Source organism: Streptomyces sp. ISL-99 (genome assembly GCF_018614005.1).
Classification (GTDB): domain Bacteria; phylum Actinomycetota; class Actinomycetes; order Streptomycetales; family Streptomycetaceae; genus Streptomyces; species Streptomyces flavidovirens.
In genome coordinates this window covers 115,118-139,067 of record NZ_JAGGPC010000028.1, presented here as the reverse complement: position 1 = coordinate 139,067, position 23,950 = coordinate 115,118, and the positions used below count along the sequence as shown (strand labels likewise).

Below are 23,950 nucleotides of genomic sequence, written 5' to 3'. Positions count from 1 at the left end.
CACCTGCCCAGGAGCCGCGATCGCGTCTAGATTCGGTGCATGGCGGACACGAAGCGCGAGACAGAGCGGAAGTACGAAGCCTCAGCGGATGCCTCGGCGAAGGCCCACGACGAGACCCGGCTGCCCGACCTGACCAAGGTGGCCGGCGTCTCGACCGTACGGGACGAGGGTGTCGCGGAACTCGACGCCGTTTACTACGACACTGCCGACCTGCGGCTCGCCGCCGACTCCATCACGCTGCGCCGCCGCACCGGCGGCGCCGACGCCGGCTGGCACCTCAAGCTCCCGGTCTCCCCGGACGTACGCGACGAGATCCGCGAGCCGCTGACGGACGATCCGCCAACCGCTCTGGTCGCCCTGACGCGGTCCCGGACCCGCGCGGAGCCAGTCGTTCCCGTCGTACGGCTGCGCAGTGTGCGCGACGTACGCCACCTCCTGGACGCCCGCGGCGAACTGCTCGCCGAGGTCAGCGTCGACACCGTCACCGCACAGCGGCTCGGTGTCCCGGCCTCCGGCGCCACCACCCACTGGACCGAGATCGAGGTCGAGCTCGCCGACAAGGGTGACCCGGCCTTCCTCGACGCGGTCGGGAAGAAACTCCGCAAGGCCGGCCTGCGCCCGTCCACGTCGGCGTCCAAGCTGGCCAGGGCCCTGAAGGACACGGCACCGTCGTGGCAGAAGCCCGAGAAGGACAGGCCGGCCCCACCCGCTTCCGGGACCGCGGGCGACCACGTCCTCGCGTACCTGCGCGAGCAGTACGAATCCCTGGTGGCACACGACGCGGCCGTACGGCGCGACCTGCCCGACTCGGTCCACCAGATGCGCGTCGCCACCCGCCGGCTGCGCAGCGCCTTCCGCACCTACCGGAAGGTCCTGGACCGGACAGTCACCGACCCGGTCGCAGCCGAGCTGAAGTGGCTGGCACGGGAACTGGGCGTGGACCGCGACCAGGAGGTGCTGGACGCCCGGCTCCGCGCCCGGATCGACGACGTATCCGAGACGCTCCTCATGGGCCCGGTACGAGGACGGCTGCGCGTCTGGTCCGTGGCCGGCCGGGAGAGCTCGCGCGCCAAGACCCTCGCGGCGCTCGACAGCCGGCGGTACCTGGACCTCCTCGCCACGCTGCACGCCCTGCTGGCCGACCCGCCGCTGCGCCGAGCCGCGTCGAGGCCCGCCGCCGGGGTCCTGCCCAGGGCGGTCCGCAAGGACTACGGCCGGCTGGCCCAGCGCATGGAGGCGGCCCTTTCGCTGCCCCCGGTGACGAGCGGGACCGGGCCCTGCACAGCGCCCGCAAGGCCGCCAAGCGCACCCGTTACGCCGCCGACGCCGCCCGGCCCGCCCTCGGGAAGCCCGCCAAGCGGTTCTCGAAGCGGGTGAAGGCCGTCCAGTCCGCGCTGGGCGCGCACCAGGACAGCGTGGTGGCGCGGGAGACCCTGCGGACTCTGGGCGCCCAGGCCCACGCGGCGGGCGAGACGGCGTTCACCTGGGGCCTGCTGTACGGGCGGGAGGAAGCCGCCGCCGAGGCCGGGCAAAGCGAGCTGCCGCGGGTGTGGAAGCCGGCCACGGCCGGGAAATTGCGGGCGGATCTGGGCGGCTGAGGGCCGGGGTACGCTTGATGGTCACCCCTGCCAGCTCATGAGAGACACACGATGCCTGTCGAGTCGGTCTTCCCACGCCTGGAAGCGCTTCTCCCGCATGTCCAGAAGCCGATCCAGTACGTCGGCGGCGAACTCAACTCCACCGTCAAGGACTGGGACGCCACGGACGTGCGGTGGGCGCTCATGTACCCCGACGCGTACGAGGTCGGGCTGCCCAACCAGGGCGTCATGATCCTTTACGAGGTACTCAACGAGCGTGAGGGAGTCCTGGCCGAGCGCACGTACAGCGTGTGGCCGGACCTCGAAGCGCTCATGCGCGAGCACGAGGTCCCGCAGTTCACGGTGGACGCGCACCGGCCCGTCAAGGCGTTCGACGTCTTCGGGCTCAGCTTCTCCACCGAGCTCGGCTACACCAACATGCTCACCGCCCTGGACCTGGCGGGCATCCCGCTGGAGTCCAAGGACCGTACGCTCGACGACCCGATCGTCCTCGCGGGCGGGCACGCCGCCTTCAACCCCGAGCCGATCGCGGACTTCATCGACTGCGCGGTGATCGGTGACGGCGAGCAGGCCGTCCTGGAGATCACCGAGATCATCCGCGCCTGGAAGGCCGAGGGCCGTCCCGGCGGGCGTGACGAGGTGCTCTTCCGGCTGAGCAAGACCGGTGGCGTGTACGTGCCCCGGTTCTACGACGTCGAGTACCTGCCCGACGGCCGCATCAGCCGCGTCGTCCCCAACAGGTCCGGCGTGCCGTGGCGCGTGTCCAAGCACACCGTCATGGACCTCGACGAGTGGCCCTACCCGAAGCAGCCGCTGGTCCCGCTCGCCGAGACCGTCCACGAGCGGATGTCCGTCGAGATCTTCCGCGGCTGCACCCGCGGCTGCCGTTTCTGCCAGGCCGGCATGATCACGCGCCCCGTGCGGGAGCGAAGCATCACCGGCATCGGCGACATGGTGGAGAAGGGTCTCAAGGCGACCGGCTTCGAGGAGGTCGGCCTGCTGTCGCTGTCCTCGGCCGACCACACCGAGATCGCGGACGTCGCCAAGGGCCTCGCGGACCGGTACGAGGAAGACAAGATCGGTCTCTCGCTGCCGTCGACCCGCGTGGACGCGTTCAACATCGACCTCGCCAACGAGCTGACCAGGAACGGCCGCAGGTCCGGCCTGACCTTCGCCCCCGAGGGCGGTTCGGAGCGTATCCGCAAGGTCATCAACAAGATGGTCTCGGAAGAGGACCTCATCCGGACGGTCTCGACGGCGTACGGCAACGGCTGGCGTCAGGTGAAGCTGTACTTCATGTGCGGCCTGCCCACCGAGACCGACGAGGACGTTCTCCAGATCGGTGACATGGCCGTCAAGGTCATCGCCGAGGGCCGCAAGGTGTCGGGGCAGAACGACATCCGCTGCACGGTCTCCATCGGCGGCTTCGTGCCCAAGCCGCACACCCCCTTCCAGTGGGCCCCACAGCTCTCCGCCGAGGAGACGGACGCCCGCCTGGAGAAGCTGCGCGACAAGATCCGTGGCGACAAGAAGTACGGCCGTTCCATCGGCTTCCGCTACCACGACGGCAAGCCCGGCATCGTCGAGGGACTCCTCTCGCGCGGCGACCGGCGCATCGGCTCCGTCATCCGCGCGGTCTACGAGGGCGGCGGCCGCTTCGACGGCTGGCGCGAGTACTTCAGTTACGACCGGTGGATGGACGCCGCGGCGAAGACGCTGCCGGACTTCGGTGTGGACGTCGACTGGTACACCACGCGTGAGCGTACGTACGAGGAGGTCCTGCCCTGGGACCACCTGGACTCCGGTCTCGACAAGGACTGGCTCTGGGAGGACTGGCAGGACTCGCTCGACGAGACCGAGGTCGAGGACTGCCGCTGGACGCCGTGCTTCGACTGCGGTGTCTGCCCGCAGATGGACACGCAGATCCAGATCGGCCCGACGGGCAAGAAGCTGCTGCCGCTGACGGTGGTCAAGTAGCGGGGACGCACGTCCAAGGCCCGGCCGGGGAAAGCTTCTTGGCCGGGCCTTCGTGCGTTACGGATCAGCATCGGGCTCCGATTCTGGATCCGGACGGCGGGCTGACGCGTCTATCCGGGCATGGACTTCGAAAAGCAGCCGCAGCCGCCCGCGCCGCGGCGTGAGGTGCCGCAGGCGGAGGGCTGTCTGACCGCCGTCATCAGGATTCCGGTGCGCATCGTCGTGCTGGTCCTGGTGGTTCCCGTGCGGATGGTGTGGGACCTGCTCGCCGTCTGCGGGAAAGCGGTCGGCCGCGCGCTCGGCGCGGTCTGCCAACTGCTGGTCGTGACACCGCTGGTGTGGTTGTACCGCAAGGTCGTCGTCCCCGTCGCCAAGGCGCTCGGGTACGTCGCGCACGCCCTGCTCGTGATGCCCTGGGTGCTGCTGTGGAAGTACGTCGTGGTGCCCGTCGTCCGGTACGGGATCGTGGCACCGGCGGTGTGGCTGTACCGGCAGGTGCTGACCCCGGTCGGGCACGGACTCGCCTGGCTCGGGCACACCGTCGGGCACGCGCTCGCGGTCGCCGCGCGTGCCGTGGGCACGGCAGTGGCCTGGTTGGTCAGGGTGCTCGTCGTGGTGCCGGTGGTGTGGCTGTACGAGAACGTCCTCACCCCGGTCGGGCGCGTGCTCGCGTGGCTGGGCAAGGCGGTGTTCGTGTGGCCCTGGGTGGCGCTGTGGCGATACGTGCTCGCGCCGCTGGGCCGGGGCATCGCCTGGCTGGCCGCCGGTCTCGGGCGCGCGCTGGCCTGGTGCGTCATGACGGTCCTGGTGACGCCCGTCGCGTGGCTCTGGCGCGCGGTGCTGGTGCCGGCCGGGCGCGAGACCGCTGCCGCGTTCGGGCACGCCTGGCGCATCGCCGGGTACATCTCGCGGGCCGTCGGGCGCGCGCTGAAGTGGCTCGGGTGGAATCTGGTGGGCAGGCCGGTGCGCTGGGTGTGGCTCGGTGTGTGTACGCCGGTGGGGCACTGGGTGCGCGACACGCTCTGGGCGCCGGTGAAGCGGGCGGGCCTCGAAGCCGGCCGGGCGGCGCGCGGGGCGCTGCGCAGCGCGCGCGAAACCGTGCGCCAGGCCCGGCGCGACGCGTGGCGCGCCCTCGTCGGGGGCCCTGCGGACACCGGGCCGGCGGCGGGGCCCGGTGCGGGTCCGGCCGAGGCCGTGGAACCGGTGCGGACTCCTGCGCGTACTCTGGGTAGTAAGACCACTGCCCCCAGCGCGGCACCCGCGTCCGAGATCTCCCTGCTTGGCGGAAGCACAGCCAGGCAGGGGTGAGCCGGCCGCCGGGACGCGAGGGGGCGACCCCCACGCCGGAAGGGTGACGCGCGGACAGCGCGCCGCCCCGCACGAGGAGAAGAACCACTGGGCAAGCGACAGCCCGAAGGCCCGCCGCCCGCACCGGCGGTGCAGCGCATCCGACTGCGCTACACCAAGCGCGGCCGCCTCCGGTTCACCAGCCACCGTGACTTCCAGCGCGCTTTCGAGCGGGCGCTGCGACGCGCCGACGTACCCATGGCGTACTCGGCGGGTTTCACCCCGCACCCGAAGGTCTCGTACGCCAATGCCGCACCCACCGGTACGGGCAGCGAGGCCGAGTACCTGGAGATCGCACTGACCGCCACGCGCGACGCCGACGAGCTGCGCGAGCTGCTCGACGAGTCGCTCCCGGACGGGCTCGACATCACGGACGCGGTCGAAGCCCGCACGTCGGGTCTCGCCGACCGGCTGCAGGCTTCCGTATGGGAGATGCGCCTCGACGGTGTCGCTCCCGAAGACGCGGAGAAGGCCGTCGAAGCCTTCCTCGCCGCTGAGAGCGTCGAGGTCCAGCGCCGTACCAAGAACGGCATGCGGTCCTTCGACGCCCGCAGCGCCGTCGCAGATCTCCAGGCCGTTCGTCCACCGTCCGATAGGCCGGACGACAAGCCCTGTGCGATACTGCGGCTGGTTGTTCGGCATTTGACACCCGCCGTACGACCCGACGACGTCCTGTCCGGTCTCCGAGCTGTGGCCGACCTGGCGCCGCCGGTCCCCGCAGCGGTGACCAGGCTGGCGCAGGGGCTCTTCGACGAGGAGTCCGGCACGGTGACCGACCCGCTCGCGCCCGACCGCGAGGCAGTCACGGCCGCCCCACCCACGGCCGCCGGACTGACCGCCGCGAAGGCGCCGGAAGGTGCAGGTTCCGCGTAGGGCGGTCGTCGTAGCGCAGCCCTGGTACTCGGGAGCCACCTGGGTCGGGCCGCGTACTGACCAGAAGACTTTCGCCAGGCCGTGCGCATACCGCGTACGGAACCGGCGAGCTAGACAACAGCTCCCGTGCGGCGCCCGCGCCCCGGACGGCGGTACCGCGCTCATCGCGCGGACCGGACCGGACCGGAATCAGGTGTGGCGCCCGGGAGCGTGACGGGAGAACCGCCCGCATGCTTGAGCCGAACGATTCCACTGAGCCCTCGGCAGGTACCGCGCGTACCACCGGGGACAACGACAACAACTCGCCCAGCGACACGCTGCCGCCGCGCCGCCGGCGCCGTGCTGCCTCGCGCCCTGCCGGTCCGCCGGCCGGTGACGCCAAGGCCGTAGTGACCGCCGAGACTGCAGAGGCCGCGGCTCCGGCCATACCGGCCGGAGAGGGTGCCGCCGTGAGCGAGCCCGCACAGAGCACAGAGTCCGCACCGCCCGCGGAGAGCGCCGAGGCCGCTCCGCCGGCCCGTACGCGCCGCCGCGCCACCCGTAAGGCGACCGCGCCCGCCGGTGCGCCGAAGCCCGCCGAGGCCGAGGCCGCCGCGGAGGCACAGGCCCCTGCGGCTCCCGAAGCCCCTGCCCCGGCCGCCCCGGTAGCCGACGAGGCTGCCGAAGAGGCGCCGCGTGGGCGTGGCCGTCGTCGTGCGACCCGTAAGGCGACCGCGCCTGCCGGTGCGCCGAAGCCCGCCGAGGCCGAAGCCGTGGCCGAAGAGGCGCCTGCCGCCGCCGAGCCCGCCCCCGCGGAGCCCGTGGCCGAGCAGGCCGAAGAGGCGCCCCGTGGCCGTACGCCGCGCCGTCGCGCGGGTCGTAAGGCCGCCGACGAGGCCGCCGCCGCTGAGGTGGCTGCCCCGAAGCCCGCCGCCGCTGCCGCCGAGGAGCCGGCGCGTTCGCGCCGCCGTGCGACGCGGCCCGCCGTGGCCGTGTTCCAGGCCCCGGTCTTCACCGAGCCGATGTTCCAGACCCCCGAGACGGCCGCCGCTGCCGCCGCCGCCCGGGTCAATGAGCCGGACTTCATCGAGGACGTGGAAGAGGAAGAGGAGGCGGAGGAGACCGTCACCATCGAGGCCCCTCCCGCGCCGCAGGCCGCACCCCGCGGCCGCCGTCGCCGTCGCCGCGGTGAGCCCGCCGAGGACGAGCGCGCGGAGCGTGCCGAGCGGCCCGAGCGCGCCGTCGAGCCCGCGCCGCAGCCCGGGGAGCCGGCCGAGGCCCTTGAGGAAGAGCGCGAGGAAGAGGCGCACGACGAGTCCGAGGAGGCCGAGGACCGCAGGGCGCGCCGCCGTCGCCGCGGTGGCCGTCGCCGCCGCCGTGGCGAGCTCGCCGACACGGAGGAGGCCGAGGAGCAGGAGACCTCCGAGGAGGCCGCCGCCGAGCGGGCCGAGGAGGAGGAAGAGCGCGCCGAGGAGGACGAGGACGACCAGGCGGGTGCGGGTTCCGCGTCCAGCCGTCGTCGCCGCCGTCGTCGCCGTCGCAGTGGTGACGCGGCCGCCGAGGCCGAGGCCAACGGCGTCGACGACCCGGAGCGTACGGTCGTCAAGGTCCGCGAGCCACGGGAACGGCGTGCGAAGGAAGCAGCGGAGCGCGAGCCGGGCACCGGCTTCGACGAGGTCCAGTCCATCAAGGGCTCGACCCGTATGGAGGCGAAGAAGCAGCGCCGCCGTGAGGGCCGTGAGCAGGGCCGCCGTCGCGTCCCGATCATCACCGAGGCCGAGTTCCTGGCGCGCCGCGAGGCCGTCGAGCGCGTGATGGTCGTCCGCCAGAACGGCGACCGCACCCAGATCGGCGTGCTCGAGGACAACATCCTCGTCGAGCACTACGTCAACAAGGAGCAGTCGACCTCGTACGTCGGCAACGTCTACCTGGGCAAGGTCCAGAACGTACTGCCGTCGATGGAGGCCGCCTTCGTCGACATCGGCAAGGGCCGCAACGCGGTCCTGTACGCCGGTGAGGTGAACTTCGACGCGCTGGGCATGGGCCACGGCCCCCGCCGCATCGAGTCGGCCCTCAAGTCCGGCCAGTCGGTCCTCGTGCAGGTCACGAAGGACCCGATCGGCCACAAGGGCGCCCGCCTCACCAGCCAGGTCTCGCTGCCCGGCCGCTACCTGGTCTACGTGCCCGAGGGCTCGATGACCGGCATCAGCCGCAAGCTGCCCGACACCGAGCGCGCGCGTCTGAAGACCATCCTCAAGAAGATCGTTCCCGAGGACGCGGGCGTCATCGTGCGCACCGCAGCCGAGGGTGCGAGCGAGGACGAGCTGCGCCGCGACGTCGAGCGCCTGCAGCAGCAGTGGGAAGACATCGTCAAGAAGTCGAAGAGCAGCGGCGCGACCAGCGGTCCGACGCTCCTCTACGGCGAGCCGGACATGACCGTCCGCGTCGTGCGCGACATCTTCAACGAGGACTTCTCGAAGGTCATCGTCAGCGGTGACGAGGCGTGGCAGACCATCCACGGTTACGTCAACCACGTCGCCCCGGACCTGACGGACCGGCTGTCGCGCTGGACGTCGGAGGTAGACGTCTTCGCGACGTACCGGATCGACGAGCAGCTGATGAAGGCGCTGGACCGCAAGGTCTACCTGCCGAGCGGCGGTTCGCTCGTCATCGACAAGACCGAGGCGATGATCGTCGTCGACGTCAACACCGGCAAGTTCACCGGTCAGGGCGGCAACCTCGAAGAGACCGTGACCAGGAACAACCTGGAGGCGGCCGAGGAGATCGTGCGTCAGCTGCGGCTGCGCGACCTGGGCGGCATCGTGGTCATCGACTTCATCGACATGGTCCTGGAGTCGAACCGCGATCTGGTGCTGCGGCGCCTGCTGGAGTGCCTGGGACGCGACCGTACGAAGCACCAGGTCGCCGAGGTCACGTCGCTGGGCCTGGTCCAGATGACGCGCAAGCGGGTGGGCCAGGGTCTCCTTGAGTCCTTCTCCGAGACCTGCGTCCACTGCAACGGCCGTGGCGTGATCGTGCACATGGAGCAGCCGACCGCCGCCGGTGGCGGTGGCAAGCGCGCGAAGAAGCGCGGCCGTGGCGCCGAGGCCGAGCACGAGCACGTGGAGCCGGTCGAGATCGAGGCCGAAGCCGAGGTGGAGACCGAGGCCGAGCTCGCCGCCGAGGTGGCCGCGCCGGTGGCGCTTCCCGAGCCCCCCGCGGCGGAGCCGCTGTCGGACGCCTTCGTGCCGGACGAGGAGCTGTACAGCAGCGCCGCTGAGGCCGAGGCGGCTGCGGGTCGTGGGCGTTCGCGCCGTCGTGCGTCGCGCAAGGCGACGGCCCCGGCCGGCGCGCCGAAGGCGGCGGAGCCGGCCGCCGTTGCGGAGCCTGAGCCTGAGCCTGCGGCAGAGCCCGTGGTCGAGCCCGCGCCCGAGCCCGTCGTGCAGGAGGCTGCCCCGGCCCGTACGCGGCGCCGTGCGACGCGTAAGGCGACGGCTCCGGCCGGTGCGCCGAAGACCGCCGAGGCCCCCGTGGCCGAGGAGGTCCTGGTTGTTGCTCCGGCTCCCGTGGTGGAGGAGCCCAAGGCCGCTGAGTCGGTGACCGAGGCTCCGGCCGAGGAGCCCGCAGCGGCGGCTCCGCCGCGTGCGCGTCGTCGTGCGACGCGCAAGGCCTCCGCCCCGGCGGGATCGCCCAAGGGCGCCGAAGAGGCGGCCGTGCTGGTCGTCGAGGCACCGGTGACCGGCAAGGGCGCCGGGGCCGGTGCTGAAGCCGGTACCGAGGCCGAGGCCGAGGCCGCGGCTCCGGCCAAGAAGGCGGCTCGCAAGACGGCCGCCAAGAAGGCACCCGCGAAGAAGGCGGCGGCCAAGAAGACGGCAGCCAAGAAGACGACGGCGAAGAAGACGACGGCCAAGAAGGCGTCGGCTTCGAAGAAGACCTCGGCCGCGGAGCAGCAGTCGCAGTCGGCGGTCTCTGCCCCCACCGAGGACTGACCTCAGGGACGCGCCGCACAACGCCCGAGGGCCGCCCCCCGTCACGGGGGGCGGCCCTCGGGCGTTGGCGACGGCGTCAGCGCTTCAGACGCCCCGCCAGGGCCTTGCCCACCCGGACCCGGTCGACGCGCACGGTGAACCGCTCACTGCCGGGGGCCGGCACGGCGTACCAGGGCAGGCCGAACCGTCGCCACCGGCCGGCCGCCATGCCCCGGCGTGCCGGTACGGTCACGAGCCAGGAGGCGCCGCCCGCCCCGGCCAGCAGCAGGGACGCCGTCCAGGTGCCTGCCGCGAGGCCGGAGAGGGGAACGTACGCGGTGAAACCCTTGTCGCCGCGGCGGGTCACGGGGAAGTCGGTGAACCCGCCGTCCTCGTTGCCCAGGCGCACGCTCAGCGCGTCGAGCGGCAGCGTGGCCAGCTTCCAGGAGCCGGTGATCTCCAGTGTCGCGGCGTCGGTCTTCGACCAGGCGACGTCGTCGACGCGGAGCTTGTCGCTGACGAGGTGCTTGTTCTCGCCGACGTCGACGGTCAGGTTGCTGTACGGCTTGGTGAAGTAGAGAGCGACGGCCATGGTGTCGTCGCCCCGGCCCACGACATGCGTGGCCGGTCTGGCGTCGACCTCGGGGAGACGCTGGTGGCCGAACCGGATTTCGCGGGTGACGCCGTCGGTGTCGAGTGCGACGAAGACGTCCCACAGCCCGCGCGGCAGCCGCTCACCACCGGCGACGGTGCTGAGGTCGGCGGTCACGGAGAAGCCCGCGCCGGTGTAGGAGTACGCCCCGCCGTCCTCGTCCGCGCCGAGCCCGTCCACCGCCCTGGGCTGTGCCGGTACGCGGTGCTCGGCCTTGCTGTCCCGCTCGCGCAGCACCAGCTCGGCGCCGGGGCGCAGGCCCGGCACGCGGCGCAGATAGGCGTGGCCGGTCAGGGTCAGCCGGGTGCCTTCGAGGGACACGGAGTCGAGCCGGTGCCGCGCCTGGAGCTCGCGGGTGATGTCGTAGCAGTCGTCGGGGATGCCGGCCTCGGGGTCGCGGAAGAACGGCAGACGGGCGTACGCCCGGCCGTCCTCCACCAGGATCTCGGGGGAGGTGCCGGCGGCCCGGTGGGCCTTGTCCGCGCGTTCCAGCACGAGCAGTTCGTCGAGCAGGCCGCGCAGGACCAGCTCCGAGCGCAGGCGGGTGATGGCGTTGACGCGGGTCCTGAGCGAGTCGGGGTACGAGCCCGTCAGCATCTCGCGCAGTTCACCGAGGTGCTTCTCCTGCACCGCCCGATCGGTCTCGCGCTCGAGGTGCAGCAGCGCGTGGTACATGTCGATCGTCAGGTGGCGGTGCATCAGTACGTCGCGGTCGGGCCCCGGGGGGACGTTCTCCTCGACCAGGTCGATCATCATCCGCAGCGCGCGGATGCGCTGGCCCGCGCCGTGCGTGGTGACGGTGATGTTCTGGCCGTCGTCGCGCCTGACGATGAAGAGGCACTCGTAGTCGGCGACGACGGAGATGCCGTCGGCGCGCAGATAGGCGAGGGCGGTGAAGAGCTGGTCCTCGCACACCTTGTAGCCGGTGGGGAAGCGCAGTCCGTGACGCTCGACGAAGTCGCGGCGGAACAGCTTGAGCGGGTTGAGCGCCCAGTACACCCGGGAGTTGAAGACATCGGTGCGCGGCTGGTTGCGTACGAACATGGAGGCGGGCGCGCCGCGTCCGTTGACACCGACCATCTTGCCGAGCACGACATCGGTCCGGTTGGTCTCGGCAGCCGCGAGCATCCGCTCCAGGGTCTCTTCGCCGAGGTAGTCGTCCGCGTCGAGGAAGAAGACGTACCGGCCCTTCGCGCGGTCGAGTCCCACATTGCGCGGGGCGGAGGGGCCGCCGGAGTTCTCCTGGTGGACGACCTGGAAGAGTCCCGGGTAGTCGGCGGCGAACCGCTCCAGCTCTTCACCCGTGGTGTCGGTGGAGCCGTCATTGACCGTGATGATCTCCATGCGGTCGTGTCCGATCGTCTGCCCGACGACCGACGCGAGGGTCCGCGACAGATAAGGCATGGCGTTGTACGCACCGATGATCACGGATATGTCTGGGGTGGTCACTCGTTGTTCCCGTTTCGTGCGGCTCGGTGAGCTGTGCCGCGATCGCGGGAAGCGTCGGCCGCCGTGGTCGGCCCTTGCGGGATCTGTGGATGCGAGGCGTGCTGTACGTGAAGGTACTGCACGTGTGGGAGAAGCGAAGGACCGAACTGACCTTCGGTGGTGGTGTGTTTGTCTCCGGCGCCGCAGACGCCATGCCGTGACAATCTTGCGTCTTCGCGGGGCGGGTGGGGTGCGACGGGGCCGGTTTGACCCCTCAACTCAGGGCCCGTACTCTTGACCGTCGGCGTGTTTTTGTGCACGCCATCTCCTGAGCACCTCCCTTCCGGCACTCCTTCGGGGAGCCGTTAGAGGCCGCTCGTCCATTCGGATTCGTCGCGGGCCTCACGGCCCGTGCGAGCGGCTGGCATCAGGGGTCCCGTCCCGAGCGAAAGAGAGATCAGCGTGTACGCCATCGTGCGCAGCGGTGGTCGCCAGCACAAGGTTGCTGTCGACGACATCGTTGAGGTTGACAAGATTCCCACGGCCAAGGTTGGCGACACGGTCGAGCTCTCGACCCTGCTCGTGGTCGACGGCGACTCCGTCACCAGCGACCCGTGGGTCCTGGCCGGCATCAAGGTCACCGCCGAGGTCGTGGACCACCACAAGGGTGCCAAGATCGACATCCTTCGGTACAAGAACAAGACCGGCTACCGCCGTCGCCAGGGTCACCGCCAGCAGTACACGGCGATCAAGGTCACCGGTATCCCCACGGCTGCGAAGTAAAGGGACTGAGACATGGCACACAAGAAGGGCGCATCGTCCACTCGGAACGGTCGCGATTCCAATGCCCAGCGGCTCGGCGTGAAGCGCTTCGGCGGTCAGGCCGTCAACGCCGGTGAGATCCTGGTCCGCCAGCGCGGCACCCACTTCCACCCGGGCTCGGGCGTCGGCCGTGGCGGCGACGACACGCTGTTCGCACTCGCCGCCGGTGCGGTCGAGTTCGGCACGCACCGTGGCCGCAAGGTTGTGAACATCGTTCCGATCGCCGAGTAATTCCGGCTTTCGTCGAGCGGTACACACAGCACTTTCCGAGGGCGGACGCTCTTTCCCGGGGAACGGGGAAGCGCGGCCGCCCTTGGCGTGTTACGTATGTAGACATTTCCGTATGTACTGGAGGACCCACCCATGACCACCTTCGTGGACCGCGTCGAACTGCATGTCGCCGCGGGTAACGGAGGCCACGGCTGCGCCTCCGTACACCGTGAGAAGTTCAAGCCGCTCGGCGGTCCGGACGGCGGTAACGGCGGGCGTGGCGGCGACGTCACCCTCGTCGTCGACCAGTCCGTGACCACGCTGCTGGACTACCACCACAGCCCCCACCGCAAGGCCACGAACGGCCAGCCGGGTGCGGGCGACAACCGCTCCGGCAAGGACGGCCAGGACCTGATCCTGCCCGTTCCCGACGGCACGGTCGTCATGGACAAGGACGGCAACGTCCTGGCCGACATGGTCGGCCACGGCACGACGTACGTCGCCGGTGAGGGCGGCCGCGGCGGCCTCGGCAACGCGGCGCTGGCCTCGGCCCGCCGCAAGGCGCCGGGCTTCGCGCTGCTCGGTGAGCCGGGCAAGGGCGGCGACATCGTCCTGGAGCTCAAGACCGTCGCCGATGTGGCGCTGGTCGGTTACCCGAGCGCCGGCAAGTCCTCGCTGATCTCGGTGCTGAGCGCGGCCAAGCCGAAGATCGCGGACTACCCGTTCACCACGCTCGTCCCGAACCTCGGTGTCGTCACGGCGGGTTCGACCGTCTACACGATCGCCGACGTCCCCGGCCTGATCCCCGGCGCGAGCCAGGGCCGTGGCCTGGGCCTGGAGTTCCTGCGGCACGTCGAGCGCTGCTCGGTGCTCGTGCACGTACTGGACACGGCGACGCTGGAGTCCGACCGTGACCCGCTGACCGACCTCGACGTCATCGAGGAGGAGCTGGCGCAGTACGGCGGTCTGGGCGACCGGCCGCGTGTGGTGGTCCTCAACAAGATCGACATTCCGGACGGCAAGGAACTCGCGGAGATGATCCGCCCGGACCTGGAGGCGCGTGGTTACCGCGTCTACGAGGTGTCGGCGGTCGCGCACATCGGCCTCAAGGAGCTGTCCTTCGCGCTGGCCGAGGTCGTCTCCAAGGCGCGCGCCGCGAAGCCCAAGGAGGAGTCGACCCGTGTCGTCATCCGCCCGAAGGCCGTCGACGACGCGGGCTTCACGATCACCGAGGAGGACGGCGTCTACCGCGTGCGCGGCGAGAAGCCCGAGCGCTGGGTGCGTCAGACCGACTTCAGCAACGACGAGGCCGTGGGCTACCTCGCGGACCGCCTCAGCCGCCTCGGCGTCGAGGACAAGCTGATGAAGGCCGGAGCCCGTGCGGGTGACGCGGTCGCGATCGGCCCCGAGGAGAACGCGGTCGTCTTCGACTGGGAGCCGACGATGATGGCGGGCGCGGAGATGCTCGGCCGCCGTGGCGAGGACCACCGCCTGGAGGCCCCGCGTCCGGCGGCGACCCGCCGCAAGGACCGCGAGGCCCAGCGCGACGACTCGCAGCGCGAGTACGACGAGTTCGACCCCTTCTAGGCCGGACACCACTCCCTGTGGCATCGCTCACCCCGGGGGTGTGAACCCTCACTCCCTCCGGGACGTGCCGCCGGTCGCCGTGCGGGCCCAAGTGTCCGGTCCCGCACGGCGATTGAGCGCGGTGCAGGTTTCGTACAGGTGTCGGCAGAAGGAAGTCCACCTTGCGAGACGGTCACGGAGAGTGCGACCATCACCCTGTCTCCCAGCCCTCGCAAGGTAGGTCGTCTGTGTCTGTGCAGCCCATAGCCAAGCCCCGAACCACAGCAGTAGTGCTCGCCGGTGGTACCGGTCAGCGTGTGGGTCTGTCGATCCCCAAGCAGTTGCTGAAGATCGCAGGCAAGGCGGTCATCGAGCACACGCTGTCGATCTTCGAGCAGGCTGAAGGCATCGACGACATCATCGTTCTCATGGCGCCGGGCTACGTGCCCGACGTCGAGAAGATCGTCGCCAAGGCCGGCCTCGCCAAGGTCACCAAGGTCATCGAGGGCGGTTCGACCCGCAACGAGACCACCGAGCGCGCCATCTCGGCCCTCGGCGAGGGTCTCGCCGAGGGCGAGGACCGCAACGTCCTCTTCCACGACGCGGTACGCCCCCTCCTGTCACAGCGTGTGATCCAGGACTGCGTCGACGCGCTGGAGCGCTACGAGGCGGTCGACGTGGCCATCCCGTCCGCGGACACGATCATCGTGACGCGTACGCACGGCGGCGACGGCGAGTTCATCACCGAGGTCCCGGACCGGTCCCGGCTGCGCCGCGGCCAGACCCCGCAGGCCTTCAAGCTGTCGACGATCCGCAAGGCGTACGAGGTCGCGTCCAGTGACCCGAACTTCCAGGCCACCGACGACTGTTCGGTCGTGCTGAAGTACCTGCCGGACGTGCCGATCTACGTCGTCGCGGGCGACGAGTACAACATGAAGGTGACGCAGCCGGTCGACGTCTTCATCGCCGACAAGCTGTTCCAGCTCGCCTCCACCGCCGCCCCGCAGCAGGCCGACGAGGCCGCGTACCGCGAGCTCCTCGCCGGCAAGACGCTGGTCGTCTTCGGTGGTTCGTACGGCATCGGCGCGGACATCGCGACTCTCGCCGAGAGTTACGGCGCCAAGGTGTACGCACTGGGCCGCTCCACCACCGGTACGCACGTCGAGAACCCCGAGCACGTCGACGACGCCCTGTCGAAGGCGTACTCGGAGACCGGCCGCGTCGACTACGTGATCAACACGGCGGGCGTGCTCCGCATCGGCAAGCTCGCCGAGACGGACAACACGACCATCCAGGAAGCGCTGAACGTCAACTACCTGGCCCCCGTGCAGATCGCCCGCGCCTCGCACAAGTACCTCGCCGAGACCAAGGGCCAGCTGCTGCTCTACACGTCCAGCAGCTACACCCGCGGCCGCGCCGAGTACAGCCTCTACTCCTCCACGAAGGCCGCCATGGTGAACCTCACCCAGGCCCTCGCCGACGAGTGGGCGGCCGACGGCGTGCGCGTCAACTGCGTCAACCCGGAGCGCACGGCGACCCCGATGCGCACCAAGGCGTTCGGTGACGAGCCGGCGGGCTCGCTGCTGTCCTCCGAGGCCGTGGCCCGTACGTCGCTGGACGTGCTGCTCTCGGAGCTCACCGGTCACGTCATCGACGTACGGCAGGTGGACCCGACCCGCGGCGCGTCCGAGGCGTCGGGCTTCGAGCAGGCGCTGGCGGCCGTCCTGGACCGTCAGGAAGATGTGTAATACTGCTTGACAATTAACGATTCGGGCCTCTGTAGTCGCCAAAGCTGCGATTTACAGAGGCCCGACTTCGTGAAACCGGACTTCACAATTCCATTGCACCGTAAATAACCGGCACCCCTCTGGAGCAGGTTCTTCGTGATTTCGACCGCCATCCGCCTGGCCCGCGTGGGCAGCGGGTCCGAACTGGCCGCCGCCGCTGTCATCGGCCTCGGGTATCCGTGCGTCATGCTGGCCGCGCTGATCCCGAACCTCTGGTTCTTCGCGGCCGCTGTCGCCGCGACGTACCTCGCGGACCGGCATCTGCACCGGCGCAACAGCTACCTGATCAACCGTCTCAGCAAGGTCCGGGCCGGCCTCCCGATCCGCTTCCTGGTGCGCCAGTTGCTGCTGATCCTGCTGCTGGCCCGTATGCAGCTCGCCGAGCAGACGATCTTCTACGTGACGATCGCGTCCCTCCTGCTGTTCTACGCACTCCAGGCCCCGCACGGCGCGCTCGTCACGCTGATCCGCCTGCGCCGCAGGATGCCGGTGGTCACCCGAAACATCGACCTCGGCATGCTGAACATCCCGCCGGCCCCGCCCAAGCGGCTGCTGAACCGATCCGCCGAGAAGATGCTGCACCTCGACGTCTTCGCCGTGGCAGGCGTGCTCATCGCGGTCCAGAGCGGAGCGCACGTTGTCGGTTACGCGGGCCTCGCGATCACCCTGGTCCTGGCCGTCGCCTACGTCGCGGTGCTGCTGCCGTACACGCGCCGCGGCCGTCGCGTGCCGCCGGTGGACACCGTCCTGGAGGGCATCGACACCTGGCTGCGCGACTACCGCCCCACCACGGTCCTGTACTTCTCCGGCTCCCGCGAGTCGGCGTACCAGGTCAACATGTGGCTGGAGACGATGAAGCAGCTCGACGGCAGGCCGCTGATCATCCTGCGCGAGCGCCACATCGTGCCGCAGCTCGGCCCCACGTCGGTGCCGGTGATCTGCGTCCCGAGCGCCACACACCTGATGAACATGGACCTGTCCACGGTCCGCGTCGCGCTCTACGCCGCCAACGTCGGCAAGAACATCCACATGCTGCGCGTCCCCACCATGAAGCACGTCTTCATCGGGCACGGCGACAGCGACAAGGTCGCGAGCATCAACCCGTTCAGCAAGGTGTACGACGAGGTGTGGAGCGCGGGCCGGGCCGGCCGCGACCGCTACGCGCTCGCCGACGTCGGCGTCCGCGACGAGGACATCGTCGAGGTGGGCCGCCCGCAGCTCGCCCCGATCCAGACCTGGAGCGGTACGCCGAAGAACCCCGTTCCCACCGTCCTGTACGCCCCCACGTGGGAGGGCTGGGACGACAACCCGGGCAACACCTCGATCCTGCTGGCCGGCGAGAACATCGTCAGGCGCCTGCTGGAGGCCGAGGAGCCGGTCCGGGTGCTCTACAAGCCGCACCCCTTCACCGGGACGCGCAGCCCCAGGGCCAAGGCCGTCCACGCCCGTATCACCGCCATGGTGGAGGCGGCGGCCGCCGAGCGCGCCACCGACCCCCGCTGGGCGAAGGACGCCGCCGCGCTCCGGGCGGAGCAGGCCGCGGCCAAGGCCGAGCTGGCCCGCATCGAGGAGCGCCTCGGCGAGCTGGGCGCCACGGGCAAGGGCGCGCCCAAGAGCGGCAAGGACGAGGCGGAGACGTCCCGCGACGCTCTGCCCGATCCGGCGCGCGAGGCCGAGTTGGCGAAGCTCAGGGACGAGTGGAACGACGCGTACTGGCGCTCGTTCGGGTGGTGGGAGCACCGGGTCATCACCGGCGCCGAGCCGCGCCTGTACGACTGCTTCAACGAGTCGGACGGTATGGTCTCCGACATCTCCAGCGTGGTGTCGGACTTCATCGCGAGCGGCAAGCCGTACGCCGTGACCGACTCCGCGGAGCTGGGTGTCGAGGAGTTCAAGCAGCAGAACACCGCCGTACGCGCCGCCGTGATCCTCAACAACCGGGCGGAGCCGCTCGGTGAGCTGCTCGCCGCCATCCGGGGCGGCGAGAGCGCCGACCCGCTGGCAGAGGCGCGGCGCGAGCTGAAGGCGTACCTGCTGGGCCCCGACGAGCCCGCGTCCATCGTGCAGTTCAACGACGCCGTACGGGCCCTGGCGGCCAAGTCCGAGGCCCGCAACCAGGGGGTGGCCCAGCGCACCGGCGTCGAGGCCGCCCTCGCCGCGGCCGACCCGAGCGACTCCGCGCCGGAGTCCACCGGGGTCGACTCGACCGTGGTGGGCTGACCTCCGGCACGGCTGGTCGATACCCGGGCAAAGATACGAAATCGGCCCGGTAGGGCGTCTTTTGAGACGTTCTGCCGGGCCGCTCGTGTGGGATGTGGTGAGCATCACGTGGAAAAGTAACGATGGTGAACAACCCTCCACCATGTGTCGACTGTCTTGGATGTCGATGAACGAGAATGAGATGGGCATGGCAGTAACCGGGATTCCCGACGTGACGGTGATCATCGGCGCCTACGAAGCGATGCCGTACCTGATCCCCTGCCTGGAGTCGGTCGAGGCCCAGACGCTGGGCGCCGACCGCATAGAGATCGTGGCCGTCAACGACGGCTCGACCGACGGGACCGGAGAGTACCTCGACGAGTTCGCGGCCAGGAGCAAGGTCGCCACGCGCGTGGTTCACCAGGAGAATTCTGGTGGACCCAGCAAGCCCCGCAACGTAGGCCTCGACATGGCCCGCGGCCGTTATGTCTTCTTCCTCGACGCCGACGACTACCTCGGCGACGAGGCGCTGGAGCGCATGGTCGCGATGGCCGACCGCAACGGCACGGACGTCGTACTGGGCAAGATCGAGGGCATCGGGCGCGGTGCGCCGAAGTCCATGTTCGGCCGCACTCTGGAGCGTACGGACGTCTTCTCGTCCAACATCAAGATGACGCTCAGCGCGGAGAAGCTCTTCCGGCGGGAGCTGCTGGAGAAGCACAAGATGCGCTTCGATCAGCAGCTGTACACCGGTGAGGACGCACGCTTCACCCTTGAGGCATATGTGCGAAGTGCCGGGGTTTCAGTCGTCGCCGACTACGTCTGCCTCTACATCGTGCGCCGCGACGACGGCAAGCACATCACGCAGAGCGGCAGTTACGCGATGCGGTTCGACTCGGCGAAGGCCCTGATGGACCTGATCGCCGAGCTCTTCCCGCCCGGCGAGAAGCGCGACGAGCTGATGATCCGGCCCTTCGTGATCACGCTGCTGCCGCAGTTCGACCACCGCTGGCTGAAGGCGAAGGCCGAAACGCGCGAGGACAAGCTGGACCTCGCGCGGCCGCTCATGGAGAAGTACTGGACGCCGGGCGTGGCCCGCCGGCTGAAGGTGCCCGAGCGGCTGCGGATGTACTACGTCGCCGAGAGGCGGGCCGATCTCCTGGCGGACCACCTCACGTTCCTCCAGGCGAAGCAGGTGCCCGAGGTGATCCGCAAGAGTTCCGCGGCTCAGCCGTACCTCGCGTACCCGCACTTCAGGGACAAGAAGGCCGGCGTACCCGACGAGATGTTCGCGGTCACGGTCTCGGAGATGGTCGGCGGGGTGCGGGTGACCGCCCCCAAGGCCCCCATCAGACCCACGCCGTCCTTCGCGCGGCGCGTGGTGCGCAAGCTGCGCCGGATGGCGCGCGGCTTGGCCCGTTCCTGACGGAGGGTCTCCCGGCCTCTGCTTCGTGTCCCGAGTCCTCCTGGAATCAACGGACATGAACCAGAGGCCGGTGTCCGCCCGCAGGCCCCGGCCGTCCAGGGGGCGAAATGCGGAGGCGGCGTCCGCAGCGGCTCGCGTACATTGCGGGGGGAACCGGGCGAGCAAGAGTGGGGACTGTACGTGTCAGGGGCAAGGCAGGGCGTAGCAGAGGCCCGCAGGATCGTTGTCAAGGTCGGCTCCTCCTCGCTCACCACCGCGTCGGGAGGGCTCGACGCGGACCGGGTCGACGCGCTCGTCGACGTACTGGCCAAGACGCGCAGCGGCGGCGAGAAGGAGATCGTGCTCGTGTCGAGCGGCGCCATCGCCGCCGGGCTGGCGCCCCTGGGTCTCGCCCGCCGCCCCAAGGACCTGGCCAGGCAGCAGGCCGCCGCCAGCGTCGGCCAGGGCCTGCTCGTGGCCCGCTACACCGCTTCCTTCGCGCGCTACGGCGTACGCGTCGGCCAGGTGCTGCTGACGACCGACGACACCAGCCGTCGCGCCCACTACCGCAACGCCTACCGGACGCTGGACCAGCTCCTCGCCATGGGCGCGGTTCCGGTCGTCAACGAGAACGACACCGTCGCCACGGACGAGATTCGTTTCGGCGACAACGACCGGCTCGCCGCCCTCGTCGCCCACCTCGTACGGGCCGACCTGCTGGTGCTCCTGTCGGACGTGGACGGCCTCTACGACGGCGACCCCAGCCTCCCCGGCACCTCCCTCATCGACGAGGTGCGCGGCCCCGAGGACATCGCCCACGTCTCGATCGGCAGCGCCGGCAAGGCCGGCGTCGGCACCGGCGGCATGGTGACCAAGGTCGAGGCCGCCCGTATCGCAGCGGCCGCCGGCATCCCCGTCGTCCTCACCTCCGCCAGCCACGCCGCGGACGCCCTCGCCGGCCGCGAAACGGGCACGCTCTTCCACAGCACGGGCCGCCGCAGCGCCGACCGGCTGCTGTGGCTCGCCCACGCCTCGACGCCGCAGGGTGCGCTCGTGCTCGACGACGGGGCCGTACGGGCCGTGGTCGAGCGGCGTACGTCGCTGCTGCCCGCCGGGATCGCCGGGGTCGAGGGCGAGTTCAGCGCGGGTGACCCGGTGGAGCTGCGGAACACGTCGGGGGTGGCCGTCGCCCGGGGGCTCGTCAACTACGACGCCAAGGAGATCCCGCAGCTGCTCGGCCGCTCCACGCGCGACCTCGCGAAGGAGCTCGGGCCGGCGTACGAGCGAGAAGTCGTACACAGGGACGATCTGGTCGTTCTTCACCCCTGAAACGGCTGAAAGAGCGGCCTCGCGGCAGAGACCTTCAGGAAAACCGCCCCGCGCCGGGCCCAGGACTGGTCAACTTTGTTGCGGGGGAAACAGCGCGGGGTACAGCACAGCAACGCATTACAGGAGGCCGCCGGTGAGACGAGCACGTCCGGGGGCGCTGCCCCGAGGGACGGCCGAGCGCGCCCTGACCAGTGTCGGGGCGGGGGCGGACTTCGGCGACGCCCCGGAGCCGGACCAGCAACCGGCTCCTTGCCAGGAGGCACACTGCCCGCGGGAGGTGTCGAGGCTCTGGCACATCACCCTCTGCGTCTCGGGCGCCGAGGTACCGCTGCAGGAGGTCAGGCGAGGTCTCGAACAGCTCGCCCACGACCATCCCTTCCTGCTGACCAGCAGATACGCCAACGATCACGCCGAGATCCGGTACTGGGAAGAGGCACGGGACCTGCACGACGCCGCGGCCGTCGCGCTGCGCCTGTGGGGCGAGCACCGGTCGACGTCGAGGCTGCCGCCGTGGGAGATCGTGGGCCTGGAGGTCATCGACCGGGACACCTACCACCAGCGGGTCGCCGAGGGGTACGGTCCGCCGCCGGCGGCGCCGGTCGGGGTGCATCCGTACTGACTGCGCGCGTGCATACGTACCGACCGCGGCGTGCTTCCGTACCGACCGCTGTGACTGCTGTCTCGCGGAGCGGGAAAACCGGTGAACGCCCACAGAGCGCGCATTACCCTGCGGGTATGACCTCGCACTCACCTCTCGACGACACGACTCCCGCCGACACGACCGCGTCCGGGACCCCGGTCGTCCTGACCGCCCGGCGTGCCCGCGCCGCCGCCGACGCGATCGCGCCACTCCCGCGCTCCGTCAAGGACGCCGCGCTGCTGGCCGTCGCCGACGCGCTGGAGGCCCGTACGGACGAGATCGTCGAGGCCAACGCCAAGGACGTGGCCAAGGCCCGCGCCGCCGGCACGAGCGAGACGGTCATCGACCGGCTGACGCTGACCGCCGAGCGGGTCGCCGCCATCGCGTCCGACGTACGGGACGTGGCGGGGCTGCCCGACCCGGTCGGCGAGGTCGTACGCGGCTCCACCCTGCCCAACGGCATCGACCTGCGGCAGGTGCGCGTGCCCCTCGGCGTCGTCGGGATCATCTACGAGGCCCGGCCGAACGTGACCGTGGACGCCGCCGCGCTCTGCCTCAAGTCCGGCAACGCGGTGCTGCTGCGCGGCTCGTCGTCGGCGTACGCCTCCAACACCGCGCTCGTCGGCGTCCTGCGCGACGCGATCGCCGGGGCGGACCTGCCCGCCGACGCCGTGCAGCTCGTGCCGGGGGAGTCCCGCGACTCGGTGCGCGAGCTGATGCGCGCCCGCGGCCTGGTCGACGTCCTGATCCCGCGCGGCGGCGCCTCCCTGATCCGTACGGTCGTCGAGGAGTCCACCGTCCCCGTCATCGAGACGGGCACCGGAAACTGCCACGTCTACGTCGACGCCGAGGCCGACATCGACATGGCCGTCGACATCCTCGTGAACTCCAAGGCGCAGCGGCCCAGCGTCTGCAACGCCGCCGAGACGCTCCTCGTCCACCAGGACATCGCGGACGCCTTCCTGCCGCGCGCGCTGGACGCGCTCGCCGAGGCGGGCGTCACGGTCCACGGTGACGAGCGGGTGCTCCCGTACGCCGAGGGGTCCAAGGCGGCCGTCGTGGCGGCCACGGAGGACGACTGGGAGACCGAGTACCTGTCGTACGACATCGCCGCCGCGGTCGTCGACTCGCTGGACGGGGCCGTGACCCACATCCGCCGCTGGACCTCCGGGCACACCGAGGCGATCGTCACGACGTCGCAGGCCGCGGCCCGCCGGTTCACCCAGTTGGTGGACTCGACGACGGTCGCGGTGAACGCGTCCACACGCTTCACGGACGGTGGTCAGTTCGGTTTCGGCGCCGAGATCGGAATCTCGACGCAGAAGCTGCACGCGCGTGGTCCGATGGGCCTGCCCGAGCTGACCTCGACGAAGTACATCGTGACGGGCGACGGTCACACCCGGTAGCGGACGCGGCGGTCACGGCGAGCGCATCGTTTGCAGGTTCTCTGCCCAAAACGACCGTCCAGGTCTACGCTGAACGAGTGCCGGACGACGTGGGGGGCAGGCCGTTCCAGGACGGCTGGGACCCTGAGGACCCTGTCGACCGCGGAGGCGCGGACGAGGAGTTCGCCTCCGTGGTGTTCGACGAGGACTTCGTACGGGCCGCCGAGGTCCATGAACCGACCGCGGTCGAGCGGCTGTTGGCCGCCGCCCAGGCGCGGGCCGAGGCGGAGGCGACCAGGGCGAGGGCCGGCAAGCTCTCCCCGGACGACGACCTCTACGACGACGGGTACGGCTCCGAGTACGGCGCCCGGGAACCCGGCCACGACGGCGCGTACGGCCCGCTGGACGCCGACGACGAGTACGACGACGGCGCGGGCCCGTACGGGCGCCACGGCGGCGCTCTGCGCCCGTACCGGGGCCATGCGCGCTGGCACCGGCCCGTGGCCTGGCTGCTGGCCCTGCTGATGGGCATCGGGATGGTGGCGCTCGCCTTCACGGCGGTCTACCGGGGGGCGGCCTCCGGGGGGCGGGAGGACCAGGTTCCGCTGCCCGCCACGAGCGACAACTCCCGGCCGGGCGGTAACTCCCGGCCGGGCGGTCCGGGCGGCCCCTCGGCCTCCGCCGAGTACTCCGCGCCCGCCGCGTCCGCCGTTCCGCGCACCACGCCCTGAGGGGCCGCCGGGTCCGGGTCTGCCACGGCCACTGTCCGTGGGGGAAGTCGTCAC

Annotated in this window: 15 protein-coding genes and 1 pseudogene; 15 read left to right on the top strand and 1 reads right to left on the bottom strand. The window is 70.7% G+C overall.

Annotated elements, in window-relative coordinates; genetic code table 11:
* Nucleotides 1-39 precede the first annotated feature (39 nt).
* The 5 genes and pseudogenes from J7E91_RS17230 (at nt 40) to J7E91_RS17210 (ending at nt 9,763) form a co-directional block, all read left to right on the top strand.
* A pseudogene (locus tag J7E91_RS17230) lies at nt 40-1,598 on the top strand (CHAD domain-containing protein).
* A gap of 51 nt (nt 1,599-1,649) precedes the next feature.
* Nucleotides 1,650-3,575: a TIGR03960 family B12-binding radical SAM protein gene (locus tag J7E91_RS17225; protein ID WP_214905002.1), complete on the top strand. Its 1,926-nt coding sequence runs from the start codon at nt 1,650-1,652 to the stop codon at nt 3,573-3,575.
* Nucleotides 3,576-3,695: 120 nt separating this feature from the next.
* Entirely contained in the window at nt 3,696-4,883 is a 1,188-nt protein-coding gene (locus tag J7E91_RS17220; protein WP_214904999.1) for a hypothetical protein, read from the top strand.
* Between the two features lie 129 nt (nt 4,884-5,012).
* Nucleotides 5,013-5,795, top strand: coding sequence for a TIGR03936 family radical SAM-associated protein (locus J7E91_RS17215; protein ID WP_028813459.1), 783 nt, complete (start codon nt 5,013-5,015; stop codon nt 5,793-5,795).
* Nucleotides 5,796-6,025: 230 nt separating this feature from the next.
* Nucleotides 6,026-9,763 carry an Rne/Rng family ribonuclease gene (locus tag J7E91_RS17210; protein ID WP_214904996.1) on the top strand — a complete coding sequence of 1,246 codons (3,738 nt, stop codon included), beginning with the start codon at nt 6,026-6,028 and terminating at the stop codon, nt 9,761-9,763.
* Nucleotides 9,764-9,839: 76 nt separating this feature from the next.
* Here J7E91_RS17210 and J7E91_RS37055 read toward each other — a convergent pair whose 3' ends face one another.
* On the bottom strand, nt 9,840-11,843 hold the full coding sequence (locus J7E91_RS37055) for a glycosyltransferase (RefSeq protein WP_214904993.1): 2,004 nt from the start codon (nt 11,841-11,843) through the stop codon (nt 9,840-9,842).
* A 441-nt stretch (nt 11,844-12,284) separates the two neighbouring features.
* On the opposite strand from J7E91_RS37055, the gene rplU reads away from it, so the two are divergent.
* The 10 genes from rplU to J7E91_RS17155 all read left to right on the top strand — a co-directional run bounded on the left by rplU (nt 12,285) and on the right by J7E91_RS17155 (nt 23,896).
* Nucleotides 12,285-12,605 (top strand): 50S ribosomal protein L21, encoded by a 321-nt coding sequence (gene rplU / locus J7E91_RS17200; protein WP_028813461.1) that lies wholly within the window; start codon nt 12,285-12,287, stop codon nt 12,603-12,605.
* A gap of 12 nt (nt 12,606-12,617) precedes the next feature.
* Entirely contained in the window at nt 12,618-12,875 is a 258-nt protein-coding gene (gene rpmA, locus J7E91_RS17195; protein ID WP_069928781.1) for a 50S ribosomal protein L27, read from the top strand.
* A 132-nt stretch (nt 12,876-13,007) separates the two neighbouring features.
* Nucleotides 13,008-14,441: a GTPase ObgE gene (gene obgE, locus J7E91_RS17190; RefSeq protein ID WP_214904991.1), complete on the top strand. Its 1,434-nt coding sequence runs from the start codon at nt 13,008-13,010 to the stop codon at nt 14,439-14,441.
* 227 nt (nt 14,442-14,668) lie between these two features.
* On the top strand, nt 14,669-16,168 hold the full coding sequence (locus J7E91_RS17185) for a bifunctional cytidylyltransferase/SDR family oxidoreductase (protein ID WP_214904989.1): 1,500 nt from the start codon (nt 14,669-14,671) through the stop codon (nt 16,166-16,168).
* Nucleotides 16,169-16,303: 135 nt separating this feature from the next.
* Nucleotides 16,304-18,427, top strand: a complete 2,124-nt coding sequence (locus J7E91_RS17180; protein ID WP_308376688.1) for a hypothetical protein — start codon at nt 16,304-16,306, stop codon at nt 18,425-18,427.
* Between the two features lie 160 nt (nt 18,428-18,587).
* Nucleotides 18,588-19,832 carry a glycosyltransferase family 2 protein gene (locus J7E91_RS17175; RefSeq protein WP_374224729.1) on the top strand — a complete coding sequence of 415 codons (1,245 nt, stop codon included), beginning with the start codon at nt 18,588-18,590 and terminating at the stop codon, nt 19,830-19,832.
* Nucleotides 19,833-20,012: 180 nt separating this feature from the next.
* A complete protein-coding gene (gene proB / locus J7E91_RS17170) occupies nt 20,013-21,140 on the top strand; it encodes a glutamate 5-kinase (RefSeq protein WP_214904986.1) in 1,128 nt (375 codons plus the stop codon).
* A 133-nt stretch (nt 21,141-21,273) separates the two neighbouring features.
* Nucleotides 21,274-21,759 (top strand): hypothetical protein, encoded by a 486-nt coding sequence (locus tag J7E91_RS17165; RefSeq protein ID WP_214904983.1) that lies wholly within the window; start codon nt 21,274-21,276, stop codon nt 21,757-21,759.
* Between the two features lie 116 nt (nt 21,760-21,875).
* Nucleotides 21,876-23,186, top strand: coding sequence for a glutamate-5-semialdehyde dehydrogenase (locus tag J7E91_RS17160; protein ID WP_214904980.1), 1,311 nt, complete (start codon nt 21,876-21,878; stop codon nt 23,184-23,186).
* 77 nt (nt 23,187-23,263) lie between these two features.
* Nucleotides 23,264-23,896 (top strand): hypothetical protein, encoded by a 633-nt coding sequence (locus J7E91_RS17155; RefSeq protein ID WP_214904976.1) that lies wholly within the window; start codon nt 23,264-23,266, stop codon nt 23,894-23,896.
* Nucleotides 23,897-23,950 lie beyond the last annotated feature (54 nt).